Annotated in this window: 18 protein-coding genes; 5 read left to right on the top strand and 13 right to left on the bottom strand. The window is 47.9% G+C overall.

Annotation, left to right across the window (positions count from 1 at the left end):
- Window positions 1-61: 61 nt before the first annotated feature.
- Window positions 62-3,400 carry a DNA polymerase III subunit alpha gene (dnaE, locus tag EPH95_RS08145; RefSeq protein WP_160141688.1) on the bottom strand — a complete coding sequence of 1,113 codons (3,339 nt, stop codon included), beginning with the start codon at window positions 3,398-3,400 and terminating at the stop codon, window positions 62-64.
- 379 nt (window positions 3,401-3,779) lie between these two features.
- On the opposite strand from dnaE, the gene EPH95_RS08150 reads away from it, so the two are divergent.
- From EPH95_RS08150 to ytrI, 3 genes are all read left to right on the top strand, one after another.
- Window positions 3,780-5,009, top strand: coding sequence for an IS110 family RNA-guided transposase (locus EPH95_RS08150; RefSeq protein ID WP_142086371.1), 1,230 nt, complete (start codon window positions 3,780-3,782; stop codon window positions 5,007-5,009).
- Window positions 5,010-5,289: 280 nt separating this feature from the next.
- Window positions 5,290-5,628 (top strand): sporulation membrane protein YtrH, encoded by a 339-nt coding sequence (locus EPH95_RS08155; RefSeq protein WP_142088976.1) that lies wholly within the window; start codon window positions 5,290-5,292, stop codon window positions 5,626-5,628.
- Window positions 5,625-6,128 carry a sporulation membrane protein YtrI gene (gene ytrI, locus EPH95_RS08160; protein ID WP_142088978.1) on the top strand — a complete coding sequence of 168 codons (504 nt, stop codon included), beginning with the start codon at window positions 5,625-5,627 and terminating at the stop codon, window positions 6,126-6,128. The genes EPH95_RS08155 and ytrI overlap by 4 nt, the downstream gene beginning before the upstream one ends.
- A 15-nt stretch (window positions 6,129-6,143) precedes the next feature.
- Here the strand turns inward: ytrI and EPH95_RS08165 are convergent, their stop codons facing one another.
- Window positions 6,144-7,091 carry a DHH family phosphoesterase gene (locus EPH95_RS08165; RefSeq protein WP_142088981.1) on the bottom strand — a complete coding sequence of 316 codons (948 nt, stop codon included), beginning with the start codon at window positions 7,089-7,091 and terminating at the stop codon, window positions 6,144-6,146.
- A 91-nt stretch (window positions 7,092-7,182) separates the two neighbouring features.
- Between EPH95_RS08165 and EPH95_RS08170 the strand changes: the two genes are divergently transcribed.
- Window positions 7,183-7,506: a YtpI family protein gene (locus tag EPH95_RS08170; protein WP_142088984.1), complete on the top strand. Its 324-nt coding sequence runs from the start codon at window positions 7,183-7,185 to the stop codon at window positions 7,504-7,506.
- A gap of 181 nt (window positions 7,507-7,687) precedes the next feature.
- On the opposite strand, the gene EPH95_RS08175 is transcribed toward EPH95_RS08170, so the two are convergent.
- From EPH95_RS08175 to EPH95_RS18780, 7 genes are all read right to left on the bottom strand, one after another.
- Complete coding sequence (locus EPH95_RS08175; protein WP_142088986.1) at window positions 7,688-8,995, bottom strand: DRTGG domain-containing protein; 1,308 nt, start codon at window positions 8,993-8,995, stop codon at window positions 7,688-7,690.
- A gap of 111 nt (window positions 8,996-9,106) precedes the next feature.
- On the bottom strand, window positions 9,107-9,367 hold the full coding sequence (locus tag EPH95_RS08180) for a hypothetical protein (RefSeq protein ID WP_142088988.1): 261 nt from the start codon (window positions 9,365-9,367) through the stop codon (window positions 9,107-9,109).
- Window positions 9,368-9,532: 165 nt separating this feature from the next.
- Complete coding sequence (locus EPH95_RS08185) at window positions 9,533-10,213, bottom strand: metal-dependent hydrolase (RefSeq protein ID WP_142088990.1); 681 nt, start codon at window positions 10,211-10,213, stop codon at window positions 9,533-9,535.
- Between the two features lie 57 nt (window positions 10,214-10,270).
- Window positions 10,271-11,404: an alanine dehydrogenase gene (gene ald, locus EPH95_RS08190; protein ID WP_142088992.1), complete on the bottom strand. Its 1,134-nt coding sequence runs from the start codon at window positions 11,402-11,404 to the stop codon at window positions 10,271-10,273.
- Between the two features lie 24 nt (window positions 11,405-11,428).
- Window positions 11,429-11,830 carry a hypothetical protein gene (locus EPH95_RS08195; protein ID WP_160141689.1) on the bottom strand — a complete coding sequence of 134 codons (402 nt, stop codon included), beginning with the start codon at window positions 11,828-11,830 and terminating at the stop codon, window positions 11,429-11,431.
- 32 nt (window positions 11,831-11,862) lie between these two features.
- Window positions 11,863-12,627, bottom strand: a complete 765-nt coding sequence (locus EPH95_RS08200) for an SDR family oxidoreductase (RefSeq protein WP_142088996.1) — start codon at window positions 12,625-12,627, stop codon at window positions 11,863-11,865.
- Between the two features lie 471 nt (window positions 12,628-13,098).
- Window positions 13,099-13,245 carry a hypothetical protein gene (locus EPH95_RS18780; protein WP_160141690.1) on the bottom strand — a complete coding sequence of 49 codons (147 nt, stop codon included), beginning with the start codon at window positions 13,243-13,245 and terminating at the stop codon, window positions 13,099-13,101.
- A gap of 89 nt (window positions 13,246-13,334) precedes the next feature.
- Between EPH95_RS18780 and EPH95_RS08205 the strand changes: the two genes are divergently transcribed.
- Complete coding sequence (locus EPH95_RS08205) at window positions 13,335-13,811, top strand: universal stress protein (protein ID WP_142088999.1); 477 nt, start codon at window positions 13,335-13,337, stop codon at window positions 13,809-13,811.
- A 10-nt stretch (window positions 13,812-13,821) separates the two neighbouring features.
- Here EPH95_RS08205 and EPH95_RS18785 read toward each other — a convergent pair whose 3' ends face one another.
- The 4 genes from EPH95_RS18785 to EPH95_RS08220 all read right to left on the bottom strand — a co-directional run bounded on the left by EPH95_RS18785 (window position 13,822) and on the right by EPH95_RS08220 (window position 17,747).
- Window positions 13,822-13,980: a hypothetical protein gene (locus tag EPH95_RS18785; RefSeq protein ID WP_160141691.1), complete on the bottom strand. Its 159-nt coding sequence runs from the start codon at window positions 13,978-13,980 to the stop codon at window positions 13,822-13,824.
- A 103-nt stretch (window positions 13,981-14,083) separates the two neighbouring features.
- Window positions 14,084-15,466 carry an argininosuccinate lyase gene (gene argH, locus EPH95_RS08210; RefSeq protein WP_142089000.1) on the bottom strand — a complete coding sequence of 461 codons (1,383 nt, stop codon included), beginning with the start codon at window positions 15,464-15,466 and terminating at the stop codon, window positions 14,084-14,086.
- Window positions 15,463-16,668, bottom strand: coding sequence for an argininosuccinate synthase (locus EPH95_RS08215; protein WP_142089003.1), 1,206 nt, complete (start codon window positions 16,666-16,668; stop codon window positions 15,463-15,465). Before EPH95_RS08215 ends, argH begins: the two co-directional genes overlap by 4 nt.
- Window positions 16,669-16,892: 224 nt before the next feature.
- Window positions 16,893-17,747 carry an EcsC family protein gene (locus EPH95_RS08220; protein ID WP_142089005.1) on the bottom strand — a complete coding sequence of 285 codons (855 nt, stop codon included), beginning with the start codon at window positions 17,745-17,747 and terminating at the stop codon, window positions 16,893-16,895.

Consider the following 17,747-nt stretch of genomic DNA (forward strand, 5'->3'; position numbering starts at 1 on the left):
CTGCCCGTACACCCTTTTTCTCCTGAAAATAAATATTTCTTTGCCACTTTAAAGGATGCACTTAACGGTTCTCCTCCGATTTTTTCCGTTCCGCGATGTTTTCCTCCCCTGCCAACAGCTTTATATTGGATCGAAGTTCATCGTTGATGCGTACACGATAGCGGTCATCAAAAGCAAACAATTGATTTGTTTTTTCGTTGTACACGCGCACCTGGGAAAAACCGGGCATTTTTTGCAAAATCTTTTTGAGTCTGTGGGATTGCGCATTGGTGTGATGCTCATCCGTCCATTTTATATAAAGAACAGTTGCTGCTTCTTCCCGCGCGCGTTCTACCGAAATCACATCGTCGGCAATTATTTTATTTCCGTACTGGTCAACCGTCCGTTTCCCGCGAACAAAAACATAGCGTTGCTCCTCCAGTTCATGATTCACTTGCCGATACACATTTGGAAAAAGAACAACTTCACACGTTGCACTATCATCACTAAGTTGCAAAAACGCCATCGTTTGTCCATTTTTTGTACGAATTTGCTTCATATGCTCAATCATGCCCATCATCCAACGCTCTGTTTTCACAGGTGTCTGTTCCGCTTCAGCGAGTGCAAGAGGGGAGCGCATGGCGATCAGATGCGCATATTTATCGAGGGGGTGCCCGCTCAGGTAAAAACCGGTCACTTCTTTTTCGTGCATGTAGCATTCATCCGGGCTAAACGGGGTAGCATCCGCAAAGCGAAAATCTCCGCTTCCCCCTTCAAACAGTTGCCCCAGGTCCCGCTCGAAATCAACAAATTCAAACGCCCGATCTATAGAGGCGAGCAACATGGCGCGATCCCTGTGAAGATCATCAAACGCACCTGCTTTAATGAGATTGGCGAGCATGCGGCGATTCACCGGCAAATGAGCGGCGCGTTCACAAAAATGAATAAAGCTTAGAAAGGCCCCTCTTTTATTTCTTTCCTGTATGAGCTTTCCACTGACTTGCCTGCCGACACCGGTGATGATTTGCAATGGAAAGCGCACGCCTTTCTTTTCTCCCGCAAAGCCTTCCTCACTTTTATTGACCGAGGGCGGGTATAGGTGCAGCCCCTGATTTTTCAACTCTCGAATGGCTTTTCCAAGCCGATCTTTATCATTTTCAACCATGGACAGATAAGCAGAAAAGAAAACGAGCGGATAATGCGCTTTATAATACGCCAGCTGGTACGCAATGAAACTATATGCCACTGCATGGCTGCGGTTGAAACCGTATTCGGCAAAACGCAGAATCCATGCATAAACTTTGGTTGCCGTCCCTTCATCATGCCCATTGGCAAGCGAGCCTTTAACAAAAGACGTTTTTTCATTTTCCAGCTCTTTACGGTCTTTTTTGCTCACGGCCCTTCGGAGCAAGTCCGCTTGCGCCAGGGAGTAACCCGCGATTTGCACCGCTACTTGCATAATCTGTTCCTGATAAACGATAACCCCATATGTTTGGGACAAAATCGGCGCCAAATCCGGATGAACGTAGTTCACCTCACGGCGGCCATGTTTTCCTGCAATATAAACATCGATCTGTTCCATCGGACCGGGACGGTATAAGGCATTGACCGCCACCAAGTCCTCAAACGTTGTCGGCTTCAATTTCTTTAATACTTGCTGCATTCCCACGGATTCAAATTGAAAAATCCCTGTCGTCTTTCCGGCAGCAAGCATCTCCAGCGTTCGCGGGTCATCCATCGGAAGCTCCCCGGGGGCTGCACCGGTTCCGTTTTCCATGCTTTGGACTTCATCACGGAGGTGTTCCAGCAATGTTAAATTCCGCAACCCAAGAAAATCGATCTTCAGCAGCCCATAAGCTTCCAAGTCTTCCATCGGGAATTGGGTCACCACCGTTAACTGGCCGCCGGTGGCAGGAACAACTTCCGATAAAGGCCTGGCACTGAGAACAACTCCGGCCGCGTGCAAGGATGTATGGCGAGGGAGGCCCTCGATAGCTTCGGCATACCGAAACAACGTGTCCGCCTGCTCATTTTCCTTCAACAGATCCGAAAGCTTTCCATCCATCGTTCTCGCTTTATTCAGCGTTACATTTCCTGAAGGAATCGCGCGGGTCATCCGTTCGATTAGCGGTTGCGGGGTTCCCAAGGCTTTTCCGGCATCTCTGAGTGCAGCTCGGGACCCAAAGGTGCCGAACGTAATCACTTGCCCTACGTGAGCAGCGCCGTATTTATTTCGCACATAAGCAATGATTTCTTCCCGGCGGTGGTCGGGGAAATCTATGTCAATGTCCGGCAAAGAAACACGCGCTTCATTTAAAAAGCGTTCAAACAATAGACCATAGGAGAGGGGGTCAACGTCAGTAATATACAGGCAATAGGCAACAATCGAGCCCGCGGCCGACCCACGGCCCGGCCCGGTTAAAACACCTATGTTTCTGGCGTAAGCCATAAAATCCCACACAATGAGAAAGTAATCCTCAAACGCGATCTTTTCAATGACAGCAAGTTCATGCTCCAGACGTTCGATTACCCGATCGTCTAACCGACCATAACGTTCGTTCGCCCCTTGAAAACAAATGCTTCTCAATGCCTCACGCGACGGTTTTTCGCTCTCATCGGGAGAAGGGAGCCTTGTCTGCAATTGATCCGGTTCCACTGTACAACGCTCCGCAATGGCAACAGCATTTTCCATCGCGCTCTCGTCGTCTGCCCACGCCTGTTCCGCATAAGAGGCAGGAAAAAGCACATGCTCCCCGCGCCACTCCAGCGGGCTTACGTCTTCAAGCGTCCGGTTGCTGCGAATGGCTTCCAAACAGCGGCGCCATTTGTTATCCTCCTCTGTTAAAAAAGAAACATTGCCGCACGCCACCCGCTTCACCTTCATCGCATCGGTAAACCTCACCAGGGACTGCCGTTCTTCACTCTCGGGCAAATAAGCGGGAAGGGAACCGGCGTATAAACGACCCGGACCGACCTTATCCTTCAGCTCTCCAACAAATTCCCGCGCTTGCTCCTCGTCCAGTCTCTCGATGGGGCTCGTCTCCTCAGGAAGGATAACGATCAGGTCGCTGCTATGCCGGTAAAAAAATTCAGCTTGCACCCGCGTTTCCGATTGAGATTGGGCATGTGCCGAAAGCGCCATTAATTGCTGGTAGCCTGTCACATTTAGAGCGAGCAAAAGGAGTTTCCCTTTCGTCTTTTTGTCAAAATCTACATCCAATTCCAAACCAAAGAGCGGTTTTATTTTTCGCTGCTTACAGCGTTTATAAAATTTATGGGCACCATACATGACGTTTCGATCCGTCAGGGCAAGTGCGGAATAACCGAGAGCAGCCGCCCGGTCCACTAGGGCCTCGATGCGGCACGTGCTCTCCAGCAAGGTATATTCGCTTCGCACTTGTAAATGGACAAATGAATCCACGGCACTCTCTCCTCGTATAGTAAGTTTAAGCCCTTCAAATCTTGGGCAAATTCCACAAGATATTTTGTAGATTCATATGGTTTTTCCTTGGATGTCTCTAGATATTTCTAGATAATGATCATAGGATCATTTGGGACAATTCTTTTCTCTCCTGTGGTTCGACCACAACTAAAGACTGTCTCTCAGTGTACGTGCGGCACTTCCTACTCGCAGGCTGAGCCCTCGGCCTCTTGAACTCAGGGGAAGCAGCCCCTGGGGCGGCTTTCAATGCCGATGGAGTTCTGATACACGAGGTTGATGATCGGCGTTCACACTAGAGATATCTCGAGGCGTCCAAAGAACGACCGAATGATTCTACAATGAAAGGAGGAATCCCCCCATGCGAATGTTTGTCGGGCTTGACGTTAGCTCGTTTGATATGAAAGTGTGTGTGCTTGATCAAGAAGGTGATCAGCTTTCGGTTTTTACGGTTTCCAATGACTGGCCGGGTGCCCAGGTGCTCAAAGAACGGTTGCTCGAGCTCTTGGCCGATACAGAGGTTGACATCCTAAAGATCGGTCTGGAGTCCACATCCGTCTACAGTTTTCATCCATCCATGTTCTTGCATGATGACGATGATTTAAAACCCTATGGCGCCCAAGTCTTTGTGATCAATCCGAAGCAGATCGCCAACTTTAAAAAGAGCTTCGCAGACATGAACAAGACCGATGAGATTGACGCCTTTGTGATCGCCGATTATATGCGTTTCGGGCGCAATCAGATGTCCGTTGTCAAAGAAAGCCAATACGTGGCTCTCCAGCAGTTGACACGTTCGCGTTATCACTTGACCAAAGCGATGACGAAAGAGAAACAACACTTCTTGCAGCACTTGGAGTATAAATGCAACACCTTTTCCAAAGAAGTGGATTCATCGGTGTTTGGCCATGCTATGATGGAACTCTTTCTTGAAAAATACAGCCTGGATGAACTTGCCCAGCTTCCGCTTGAGGACCTGGCTCGGTTTCTTCAAGAGAAAGGGAGAAATCGTTTTCCCGATCCGGAAGCTGTCGCCGCATCCATCCAGAAAGCCGTCCGTTCATCGTACCGATTGGACAAAGTGGTCGAAGATTCCATCGATGTACTTTTAGGAACGTCCATTGAGCTCATTCGTTCCTTCCAAAAGCAAATCAAGGCGATCGATCAGTCCATTACTCGAATCATGAAAGGACTGACGCAGACGCTGGAATCAATCCCGGGCATTGGTCCGGTCTTCGCCGCAGGCATCATTGCCGAACTCGGTCAGATTGACCGGTTTCCCGATGAAACAAAAATAGCTAAATATGCGGGACTGTACTGGCGAAAACACCAGTCCGGGCGGTTTACCGCCGAAGATACTTCACTGACACGTCAAGGGAACCATTATTTGCGTTATTACCTCGTTGAAGCCGCCAACTCGGTACGAAGGCAAATTCCGGAATACCAAGTCTTTTATCAGAAGAAGTATCAAGAAGTCCCGAAACATCAACACAAACGTGCACTCGTGCTCACGGCAAGAAAACTCGTGCGATTGGTGGATGCGCTGCTACGCAAAAACCAACTCTTTACGCCAGAAAGGGGCGTGAACCTCTGACCGACATCGGCTGAGGGCTAGCCTTTCATTTTACCAGTATTTTACATTTTATTACTGGTGTTGTTCAGTGCGCGCTTTTTTCGCCTAAATGTCCTTTGACAACTTCATTTACTGTGATTTTGAACTTGACATATTACCGCAGGTCTTTCCACACGTCCCACTTCTTACATCCCACTACTAAAACAAGCATAACTTGCCCTTCTATTGATTATACATGAAAATAGACGACCCATGCTTACGTGAAAAAAGTTGTTCTCGATAACTAGGGGGGACCCGGCACATGTTTACCAGGGATTTTTTAGCTACATTGGTTTTGGACTTTTTCGTTGCCTTCGGGGTAGTGCTAGGTGGGGCCATTATTGGCGGGATTGGCGCGTTCATGATCGGAAAACCGCCGCTTGCAACCATCCATGATTTAGCCGGCAGCTTGAAAATTTGGGCGCTTGTAGCTGCAATCGGAGGAACGTTCGATGCCATCACCAGCTTGGAGCGCGGGATATTTTACGGCACCCATATTGATATATATAAAACCGTCTGCATGATTTTAGCAGCGTTGTCAGGCGCAAATGTCGGCGCACTAATCATCCAATGGATCACACAGGAACAGATCCACCCATGAGAATCCCTCCCTATCACCGACGTCCGGGCTGGCAAAGATTTTTGGCAGGGGTTATTATAGGCGCGCTGATCGGTTGGTGCATTTTTCTTTATCAGTTCGGGAAAGTGCATGAAGAAATGGTCGTGGAGCTCGGAAAAAATGAACTGCAAATCGAGCAATTGGAACGAAATCTTGAATCGCTTAGGGAACGGGAACAAGAGGAGAACAACGACGATGCTTTCATTATCGAAGAGATTTCCATTGTGTTTGAAAACGAGGAAGAAAGCCGGCTTAGCGAACTCGCGTTATATGATATCGAACAACAGGCCACTGAAGAGCTGGAACACTTGCTAGACGAAGATCTTGAAAATGTTGCCGAAAACCGCGAACTGCTCGTTAGAACAATTGAAAATAAACGTTACTCCTCCAATGACTACGAATACAACCTTATTGTGCATCAAATAACCCTCTTTCGAACGTTGGAACTCCACGTAGAAGTTGTCCCCGTTCCCGATGACTAACGAATGGCTGATAAATTATGCCCGGTACGCTTTACAAATCTCTTCCAGTTGATCAACCACTTGCGCCCGCTCCTCGTCACTCTCTGCGGTTGCACCTGCAGCGAGCGGGTGCCCCCCGCCTTGAAACCGGGCGGCTAGCTCATTAATGACAGGACCTTTGGAACGAAGCCTCACGCGATAACTTTTATCTTCCAACTCCACGAACGTTACCCAAGCAGCGATGCCTTCCACATTCGCGACAGAATGTACGATCGCGGAAGATTCATTGACGCTCACTTGATACTTCCGGAGTTGTTCCTGGCTAAGCACAATCACGCCAACCCCATTTTCGCTCAGCGTAAAATTGGAAAGCACCTCTCCTTCCAAACGCAACAGCGAAAGGGGTTTTTTGTACATCTCCTGAAATAATTGGCGAACGTCGAATGCTCTTTCATAAAGAAGTTGAACAGCTTTAAACGTGCGCGCCGTCGTGTTTGGATGTGAAAAGCGCCCCGTGTCCCCGACGATGCCGGCATATAAAAGGCGGGCACACTCGTCGTCGAGCTTCCAACCGCGGGCAGAGGCGATCTCCGCATACCAATGGACGATCATTTCCGAGGTTGAGCTGTATGTCGTATCCACCCACGCGAAGGGTGCATAATCATCTACCACAGGATGATGGTCGACTTTAAACAGCTCACGGGCATTTTTAAATCGCTCGTCATCAATTCGCCCGGTATTCGCAGTGTCACATACAATAACGAGTGCATTCGAAAATGCTCCGTCATCTATCGTATCCATTTCAGATAAAAAGGAGAGCGACGGTTCTTCTTCCCCGGCCAGTTGCACTTTTTTTCCGGTGTTGATTTCAATTAACCTCGCCAAGCCGGCTTGGGATCCAATCGCGTCCGGATCCGGCCTTTCATGGCGGCAAATAATGATATGCTCATGGGCATTAATCGTATCGAAAAGTTTCTGTTTCATCGTTTCGGCTCCTTTGCCTTTTTAACTTGTTTTCTTGCTTTCATACAAAAGGAAAAAAAGGTACACTAGGGCTTGGAAGGAGGAATTATTGATGACAATAATCGTTCCCGTCATTATGGCAATAACCATCGCGCTTTATGTGTACAATAAATTCAAACGTTTCCGCACTTCCGGAAAAGCCATAAAACAGTGGTATCAAACCAAAGCCATGATCGCATTGGGCATTTTCATTTTGGCTCCTGGTTTACTTTTTATGTTGCCACCCATTTGGGGAGTCGTGGAGTTCATCGTCGGACTGGTTTTCTCGGTGCTGGGTCTTGTCTATGTAATCTATGGGATTAAATACTACAGAAAAGTGCTTCCCTTCGCGAAAGAAGAGTCTGAAACCATGCACGTTTCCGAAGGCGGACAGTGAGCGTTGGATTTGGAGGTGCTTCCGGCACCTTCCCTGGCGCCGCAAGGTGCCATAGTGACCGTTTCGGGACGCATGAGCGCTTCATGGCGACCGGTTAACTCAATATCGGACTCGCACCGTCTCCAGGCACCGCCTCCGGCTGACTCCCTGACGATCGGGTAAAACAAACCAGCTCTATCAACTATCTCTCCAACAGCTGAGCCATCATGAGGCCTTTTCCGACTAGTTCATCTTCGAGATACAACTCCACATCCACTTTGCCGCTTTTCCTGCTTACCTCCAGTATCTTTCCTTTCATCTCAATCTCGCTTTCAATTTGCACCGGCTTTAAAAAATATAACGAGAGGTTCTCAACGACGAGATCCCCCTTGCGATGCCGGCGCAATAAACGGCTCCCCACTTCTGTAACCAACGTAGACAACACCCCGTACGAGATCATTCCGATTGGATTGGTCATCTGCGGGGTTAATTCACATACGTAATCGTATACAGAACCCCCGGGTGCTTCCTCCACATGACCGGTGATAAGGTCATCAAGCGTATCCCCTACATGTGGCTGCCGCTGGGCAACCTGCAAAGCTTTTAATACATCTTGCCTGCTGATTACGCCGAGCAATCGGGATTCATCATCGACAACGGGAAGAAGTTCGATCCCCTCCCAAACCATCACATGGGCGGCCGATGCCAAAGATGTCTGCGCATTGACCGTAATCGGATTGGCAGTCATGACTTTCTCAACGGGCGTACTTTCTTTCATCGACAATATATCTTTCGCCGCAACCATGCCGAGCACTTTCATCTCGGTGTTAACGACCGGAAAGCGTGTGTGACTCGTGTCCGTATTAAGTTGATGCCAGCGCTCCACCATATGGTCGGTCGTTAAAAAATGCGTATTTTCCAACGGAATCAATATATCTTCAACGAAGACAATTTCCTTTTTAATTAATTGATCATAAATGGCACGATTGATCATGCTGGCAACCGTAAACGTATCATAACTTGTCGTGATGACCGGCAGGGAAAGTTCGTTGGCGTAAGCTATCGTTTCTTCGTTCGTATCGAATCCGCCGGTAATCAACACTGCCGCGCCTGCTTCTAATGCAAGTTGGTGCACCTGGTAGCGGTTCCCTACAATTAACAAGTTTCCCGGTTCTACATAGCGCATCATCGCTTCCATTTTCATGGCACCAATCACAAAACGCTGTAATGTTTTATGTAATCCATCCCGGCCGCCGAGAACTTGTCCATCCACAATGTTGACGACTTCCGCAAAAGTAAGGTGTTCGAAGTTTTCTTTTTTCTTTTCCACACGAATCGTCCCCACGCGCTCGATCGTAGTGACGATTCCTTGGTTTTCCGCTTCCTTAATGGCACGGTATGCAGTGCCTTCGCTTACGTTCAACACTTTGGCAATCCTGCGGACAGAAATCTTTTCCCCGACACCTAAATGATAAATATGTTGCAAAATCTGTTCATGTTTTGTGGACATAAGACATGTTCACCCCCAATCCAATGAAATGAAAAAACTTGGTGACCACCAAGTTTTCGTGCAAAAAATCGTGTCCGTTTCATTTCATTATAAAGGCGGGGCGACAGATGTTCAAGCGCGAAGCCGGCCGTGCGTTAGATCTGGCTTGCGGCGACTTTCAAGAATGGTTCTTGTTTCAACGGCTCCATTTTTCTTCTTATATCGTTCATGTAATAATGCCGAGAGGTTCCCGCCGACGACAAGCAGAGCAAAAACAAACCATACGCTGGCAAAAACACCGGCTAATCCTCCCGCTTGTATCGAGAACTGTTCAATCGCGTGCCATAGAAGGAAGACCGCGACCGCCAATGAAATCAGCAAACGTAAGCGCATTTTATCCCTCCCCTCTGCCATAGCATATGAGCGGGAGTTGCTCCATATGACTCGTCCATGCGCACGGTGTTCGGCTGATATACAAGCAGTTCATTTTCCGCTGATAAAAACCAGCTTAAAAAAAAGCCCGGGAAGCAACCGTCCGGTTGCCCCGAGCCAAGCCGTTTATATATCCACACTTTCTCCAGGTTGCAACGCCCGGCCTTTAATCGGCGACAGTTCATCCACGAATTTTTGCCCGTCTTGTTCAATAAGCGGAAAGGTATTGTAGTGGATAGGAACGACGAGTTCCGGATTAATCCATTCTGTTGCAATTTTCGCGTCATCCGGCCCCATTGTAAAGTTATCGCCGATCGGCAAAAATGCAGCGCTTATATCATTATGGTCGCCGATCAGTTTCAAATCGGAGAACAAGGCTGTATCTCCGGCGTGAAAAATCGTCTTGTTATCAGCGGTAAACAAGATCCCGGTAGGCATGCCCGTGTAAATGATTTGCCCGTCTTCCTCAGCATAGGAAGAACTGTGCCAAGCCGGTGTTAATTTGACATGCCCAAACTTAAATTGGTAGCCGCCGCCAATATTCAACGGATGCGTTTCCAAGCCTTTCGAGCCGAGGTATCCTGCTAGCTCATGGGTCGCTACAACCAACGCGTTTGAACGCTTGGCAATGTCGACCGTATCCCCGAGGTGATCCTGATGGCCGTGGGTAAGTAAAATTGCATCCGGGTTTACATCTTCCGGATTAATGTCACATGTCCCATTCCCGGTAATAAAAGGGTCGATCAGAACATTTGCATCGGGTGTTTCAATTTCGATAAAAGATTGACCGTGAAAAGTTAGTTTCATTGTATTCCATCCCCTTATTTATAGTTCTAAAGCAACTATTTCCGAATAAATGAATGATTAAACGTGATTTTGAAAAGAAGCAAGGCTTTCGTCCGCATTTTCAGACGTAATGTTTTGCGCTTGCCCGACCGCTTCATAGGTTAATTTTCCTGCAATGGTGTTCAAGCCTTTTTTCAAACTTTCATCATCACTCATGGCTTGCACCAAGCTTTTTTCCGCGAGGGTCGTTACATATGGGAGTGTGACATTTGTGAGTGCCATCGTGGCCGTACGCGGCACAGCGCCGGGAATGTTGGCAACCGCATAGTGAAGAATGCCGTGTTTGGTATAAACCGGGTCATCATGTGTGGTAATGCGGTCCACCGTCTCGAAAATCCCCCCTTGGTCAACAGCGATATCCACCAATACCGACCCTGAGTGCATCGCTTTTACCGTTTCTTTTTCTACGAGTTTTGGCGCTTTGGCGCCGGGAATCAAAACGGCGCCTATGACAAGATCTGCTTCCCGCGCGGCCTGATCAATCGAAACAGAGTCAGACATCCTTACGTTTAGCTGTGCTCCAAACAAATCGTCAAGCTCGCGAAGCCTTCGCGGATTAAGGTCGAGCACCGTAACATTCGCTCCCAAGCCGAGCGCGATTTTGGCTGCGTTGGTACCGGCCACGCCTCCACCGATAATCGTTACATTCCCTCGTTTTATCCCGGGGACGCCCGAGAGCAAAATCCCTTTGCCGCCTTTCGTTTTTTCCAGATATTGAGCACCCATTTGCGTGGACATGCGACCGGCTATTTCACTCATTGGTGTCAAGAGTGGCAATGACCCGTCTTCCAATTGCACCGTTTCATATGCCACCGCGGTCACTTCATTTTCCAACAGAGCCTTAGTCAGCTCCGGTTCGGCAGCCAAGTGCAAGTATGTAATTAATAATTGATATTTTTTAAAATATTTATATTCGGACGGAAGAGGCTCTTTCACTTTCACGATCATTTCAGCTGCCCAGGCCTCTTCTGCGCTGTTTACGATTTTTGCTCCTGCCTGTTCATACTGCTCATCCGTAAAACTTGAACCCTCTCCCGCTTTTGTTTCCACGAGCACTTGGTGCCCTTTTTGTTTTAATTGCACAACAGCTGCCGGTGTCAATGACACGCGATTTTCTTGATTTTTGATTTCCCTGGGTATGCCAATTTGCATATTCCCCGCCCCCTTAGCAAAATACTACGATTCTTCCACCGGTTGGTCGTTTTTCTTCCATCTCCACGTGTACAGTTCACTATCTCCGTTGCGCCAACGGATGTCCATGCTTTCCAGTTTCGGAAATTCGTCCTTGATTCGTTCGGCCAACGTCTCTGCTTTGACATTTTCATTAACATTAATGAGCGCGGCCATGTTATCCACTTGCGTTTTTGCTTCTTCTGCCCGCAAAACCCGATCTTCGTGTTGGAACTCATAATAATCAGGGCTATCATACTTCCATTGATACACTTCTTCATCCGCTTCAATCGTTACCCGGATCGAGAACATGTCCATTAATTCATCGGCACGAACCTGGCCAAGAAAAGAGGTTAGCAAAAGCAAAACGGCCATTACGATAAAAAGAAGTTTTTTCACACTGATCACCTCAGTATCTAAGGTGACCCACCTGCATATTTTTATTCATGACGGCGCCGATGAATCACATCTATGCCTCCAGTTACCTCAACAATCGTGCCGGTAACCATGTCTGCATCGTCGTCAGCAAAATAAAGCACCGTACGCGCGATGTCCTCCCCTGTACCGGAACGTCCCACCGGTGTATTCGGATCAGAGTGCTTTCTGCTCTCGGCAATCGTGCTTTCTTTCCATTCACCGACGATCATTCCGGGACAGACCATGTTTGCCGTAATCCCGTGTTCTGCCTCTTCAATCGCCACGGTCCGGATCAAAGAAGCCAAACCGGCTTTTGCTGCGCCAAATGCTCCGCGATACAGCCACCCCGGTGCATTGCCGACATCCTGATAACCATACGCAATGATGCGGCCGAATTTTTGCTTTCGCATTTGCGGCAACGCTTGTTGCAACATCGTGAACATGGCTGTGAGATTCCCGTTTACCATTTCATTCCACTCATCGGCTTGGTAATCATGGACTTTTTTGCGCTCAAATATGTAGGGACCGGCGTTATTCACCAAAACGTCCAATCGGCCGAATTTTTCAATCGCTGTTTTGAATAAGTACTCGATGTCCCCCTGATCGGTCACATCGGCCTGAACCGCGTGCAAACGACTGTCATCCGCCTCCAGTGCTGCGCGCAAATGATGGACAGCTTGCTCATCGCTTCTGTAACTGACCGTGACCGTATATCCTTCATGCAAAAGGGCTTCGGTCACTTTGCGCCCAAGCCCTTTTGCACCTGCCGTAACAATTGCGTGCCTCATCTCCGGATCCTCCCGCTGTCTTTCTTTTTATCCCGATGGAAAACGCCTGTGATTCCGGAAATCAGATATCGGAAGCCGGAAATCGGAGGATCCATCTTTGTTGCCTGAAAAAGGGTTTTCCGATCTCTGGCCTTGGAAAAAACGACTTCCGTCAAAGCAGGCGGCTAATACCCCGATTGTTCCGACGCACAGGATGTGCTAGTGTCGGCGTTGTCACAGGACGTGCCGGTCTTAGCCGACTTCCTTACTCAGAGGGAAAGACCACCCCTCTGATGATAGTTTCACTTTATTTTACTATGTTTTCAGTCGAAATAAAAGATCGAAGGCTTTTTTCTGCAACGGTCCCGTCAAAACCCAATCTATGCACTGTGTCCGGAGAGATGAAAGTATCTATCCCCCGTCCGGGGGATTACAAAGCGGAAAGACGAACCTTATTTCGATTAAACTTTGACTTCACCCTGTTTTTTCCTGCTAATTGCTGTCTTTGTTTTCCCTTGCGTTTGCTTTCTTCTCATCATCGCTTGCGATTTGGTAACTTTTTAACATCTGTTCGTGTACCACTTCATCCCCATCTTTTTTCTCTTCCTTTGATTTTTTAGGTTTAAAATCTTCCTTCAACGGTTACACCTACCTAGAGAACTATTTTTTATCTTAACTGTATTTTTCCCTTACTCCACCGCACTATACCATTTGAAGGAGGAAATTGAATGCGTCGTTACAACAAAATTTTGGTTGGGGTCGATGGTTCCAATGAATCAAGCTATACATTTGAACAAGCTTGTGAATTTGCCGTCGATCAAAATGCCACCTTGTATATTACCACGGTGATCGATACGAAGACGTTTGCAACGATTGAGCGTTTTGACCGCCAAATCGTGAGAAAAGCAGAAGAGCAGGGGCATGAAACGCTTCGCAGATTTAAAGAGCAGGCATTGGAAAAAGGCGTGCCAAGTGTCGAAACCATCCTGGATTTCGGATCCCCTAAGGTCCGCATCACTCGGCACATCGCGCCAAACAACGACATTGACTTGATTTTTGCAGGCGCGACAGGCGCGAACCGCGTTGAACGAATGGTGATCGGCAGTGTCTCCGAAGCGATTGTGCGCCATGCCCCCTGCGATGTACTTATCGTCAGATGGGATCGGCAACTTCCAAGCGAAGATAGCGAACAGTTGGAGGAGTGACGGGCGGCATTTACCAGCCGTCGTAACCAAAGGGGTCAACTTCACCGTTTTGTTTTACCGGCATAACCGCCCATGGATTTGGGCGGTTATTTTCGCTGCTTTCTCGTTGGATTTTTCTCGCCGAGGGGCGGGCCAATCGGAGAAGGGGAGCGGTTTTCAGCTCGGACATTTTCCGTGTATTTATCAAGGCATTTGTCCGTATCTGCGAAAAAGCAGTCTTCACCACACTCGACAATAACCGCCTACACTCACTGTGTAGACGGCTCTCTTTGCTATTCTGAAATAGCCAATCGCTCTTTCCATTTTCGGATGGCTTCGCGGACTTGTTTAAAACCGGTCCCGCCCTCGCTGTTTCGACGGGAAACGACTTGATAGGGGGCAAGCGTCTCGTAAATGTCTTCCTCAAATAGCTCACTCGCTTCTCGGAAGACAGAAAACGGACACTCGGCCAGGACGATGTCGTTTTCGATGCAGTGGAGGACAAGTTTTCCAACTACTTCATGCGCTTCCCTGAACGGCATGCCTTTGGCGGCTAGATAGTCGGCAAGTTCCGTTGCATTGGAAAAATCCGAGGAGACGGCCTTTGCCGTGGTTTCTTCATGAACAACCATGGAATCAATCATCCCCGTAAAGATCTTCAACGACCCTTTAACGGTTATTACCGAATCAAACACGCCTTCCTTGTCTTCCTGCATATCTTTGTTATAGGCGAGCGGCAAGCTTTTCAACGTCGTCAATAAACTTACTAAACTCCCGTATACACGGCCCGTTTTCCCGCGAACGAGTTCTCCCATATCCGGATTCTTTTTTTGAGGCATAATGCTGCTTCCCGTGGCAAATGCATCGTCAAGTTCAATAAAGCTGAATTCCTCACTCGACCAAAGAATGATCTCTTCGGACAAACGGGAGAGATGCATCATAATCGTAGAAGCGACACTTAAAAATTCAAGCAGATAATCACGATCGCTCACTGCGTCCAGGCTATTTTCATAGATGGCGTCAAAGCCTAAGGTTTCCGCCGTTTGCCAGCGATCGATCGGGAAGGTCGTTCCCGCGAGCGCACCGGCGCCAAGCGGTGAAATGTTCACTCGTTTCAAACTGTCTTGGAGCCTGTCCGCATCACGGTCCAACATCGCCACATACGCGAGCAAATGATGGCCCATCGATATCGGTTGTGCGCGCTGCAAATGAGTATATCCCGGAATCATCGTTTCTGTATGTTCTTCGGCCTGGCTCACCAGCACGTGTTGAAAATCGCGAATCATCGCGATGATCGTTTCCGTTTCTTCACGCATAAAAAGATGCATATCCGTTGCAACTTGGTCATTACGACTGCGAGCAGTATGAAGTTTACCGGCAATCTCGCCGATTTCATCCGTTAACAATTTTTCGATGTTCATATGGATATCTTCATATTTCACATCAAATGAAAGTTCACCGTTTGAGGCCTTCTTTTCCAACGCAGCAAGGCCTTCATGTAACTTTTCCCCTTCTTCTTCGCTGATAATATTGCAAGAACGGAGCATGGCTACATGTGCCATGCTCCCTCGAATATCCTGGGTGACGAGTTTTTGGTCAAAACCGATCGACGCGCCGAATTCATCGACCCAGGCTTCCGCTTCTTTTGTGAATCGACCGCCCCACAGTTTCGTCATACTTTCACACCATTCTTATTGACTTGGCTATGCACTTTCGTCGGCAATCCCCACAATTGCATAAATCCGACGGCTGCATTATGGTCAAACTCATCTTCCGGCGTGTATGTCGCCAGTTTTTCATCATATAGGGAGTAAGGGGAATTACGTCCCTCAACGATGGCATGCCCTTTAAACAGTTTTACGCGAACCTTTCCGGAGACACTCTTCTGTGACTCTTTGATAAATACTTCCAATGCCGGTCGCAATGAAGCGAACCATAACCCTTTATAAATGAGTTCAGTCAATTCTTTCGATACAATCGGTTTGAAATGCGCCATTTCACGCGGCAACGTCAAATCTTCCAACTCTTTGTGAGCGGTAAGAAGCGTCATCGCTCCCGGGCATTCATATACTTCACGGGATTTAATGCCGACAAGACGGTTTTCCACATGATCGATTCGTCCAATGCCATGGGTGCCTGCTTTTTTATTCAGATACATGATCAATTGGTCGAGCTCATAAGCGACACCGTCGACAGCAACAGGCTTGCCTTGTTCAAAGTCAATTTCAATAACCTCAGGCGTATCCGGTGTTTCTTCAAGCGGATTCGTTAAGTCGTAAGCGCCTTCCGGTGGTGTTGCCCACGGATCTTCTAGAATGCCGCACTCATTGCTGCGTCCCCAAAGATTTTCATCGATGGAATATGGGTTGTCGAGATCGACGGGAACTGGGATGTTATGCTGTTTTGCATATTCAATTTCTTCATCGCGGGACCAACCCCACTCTCGCACGGGCGCAATAACATCAAACTCCGGATTCAGCGCCTGAATGGACACTTCAAAACGAACCTGGTCGTTCCCTTTGCCGGTGCAGCCATGGGCAATGGTGCCTGCCCCCGTCTGCTCCGCGATCTCCACGAGTTTTTTCGCGATTAAAGGACGGGAAAGCGCAGAAACGAGCGGATACTTTTGTTCATACATCGCTTGCGCCTGAAGGGCAGGCAAGACGTATTCTTCTGCAAACTCTTTTTTTGCATCCACCGTATAGGATTGGGCCGCTCCTACATCCAACGCCTTCTGCTTCACCGTTTCAAGGTCTTTTCCTTCCCCGACATCCAAACCGACCGCGATGACCTCATACCCTTGGTCCATAAGCCAACGAACGGCAACGGATGTGTCCAGTCCGCCTGAATATGCCAAAACAACCTTTCCCTTATCCATACAATCTCCTCCCATTTATTTATCGTAATAAAACGAATAAAAATGCTTTTAATGTTATTTTTATGCATTGTTGTGTAAAAAAAGAGAGCGAATGCTCCTCTGTCTTATCTATTTTTCACTTTATCATGGTTCTTACCAAAACTCAATACTTATACATGATTTTTTATAAAGATGTATTAATGGCTTGCATATATTCGTGATAAGGGCGGACGTTCCGTCAACCCTTATCCCTTTTCGTGCCAACGTTCCAACAAGTATCGCTTTTCATAGTAAACACTCGCGATATCGGAAACTTGCTGCGTTAATCGATAATTGCTATACGCTCCATATGCAATGCCAATCAAAGGAACGCCCTGAATGAGCTTTTTCCGCAACATAAAAATCATCGCCAGTTTTCCGATTTGCCGAAGCGGTTGATGCAACCATTCTTCGTTAATAACCTGTTCGCTCCCATTATAAAAACCCGGAAGATCACCAACAATATTCTCTTCCTCCGACTCAAGTTCTTTCCATCCTTGATACTGGGTGCCGGAAGGGGAAGTGCCAACCTCAAATACCTTCAAAGCAATCATCATCTCCGCCGGGTGGCGCATATCGTAGCCGAAAGCGAGGGCGGATAACTGTACAGTGCGTAAGTTAATGGCCATTATAAGCGGAAGGTCTGCCGCAAGCAAAAACGGACCGCCGAATCCGGTGATGCCCCCCTGCCCAAAAGCGTATAGCCGCTGCTTTGCCACCACTTGCGTACGGATGAATTGATTTTGTTCCAGCGTTAACTTCCGTACATCCGCTATGTTTGTGATATCATCCCGAAATACGCGAGCCGTCGCGAGAATTCGCTCTTCAACTTCCCGTTGCACATTTGCATTTAAAATCATGCTCTGCGTGTAAAAAAGAAAGCGATCGACCCCTTCGATTAATTTTTTCTGCCATTTTTCCGGTAACCGGGATAACGCTTCCGCTTGCAGCTCTTGCACGGAGCCCATTTCCATCTCCCGATTTTCAAAATACCGCTGTTCCCACTCACGAATAGCTTGTAGTCGTTCTTCTATTTGCTCCGGCGACGATGGCATACGCAT

The sequence above is a fragment of the Salicibibacter halophilus genome, assembly GCF_006740705.1.
Classification (GTDB): Bacteria; Bacillota; Bacilli; order Bacillales; family Marinococcaceae; genus Salicibibacter; species Salicibibacter halophilus.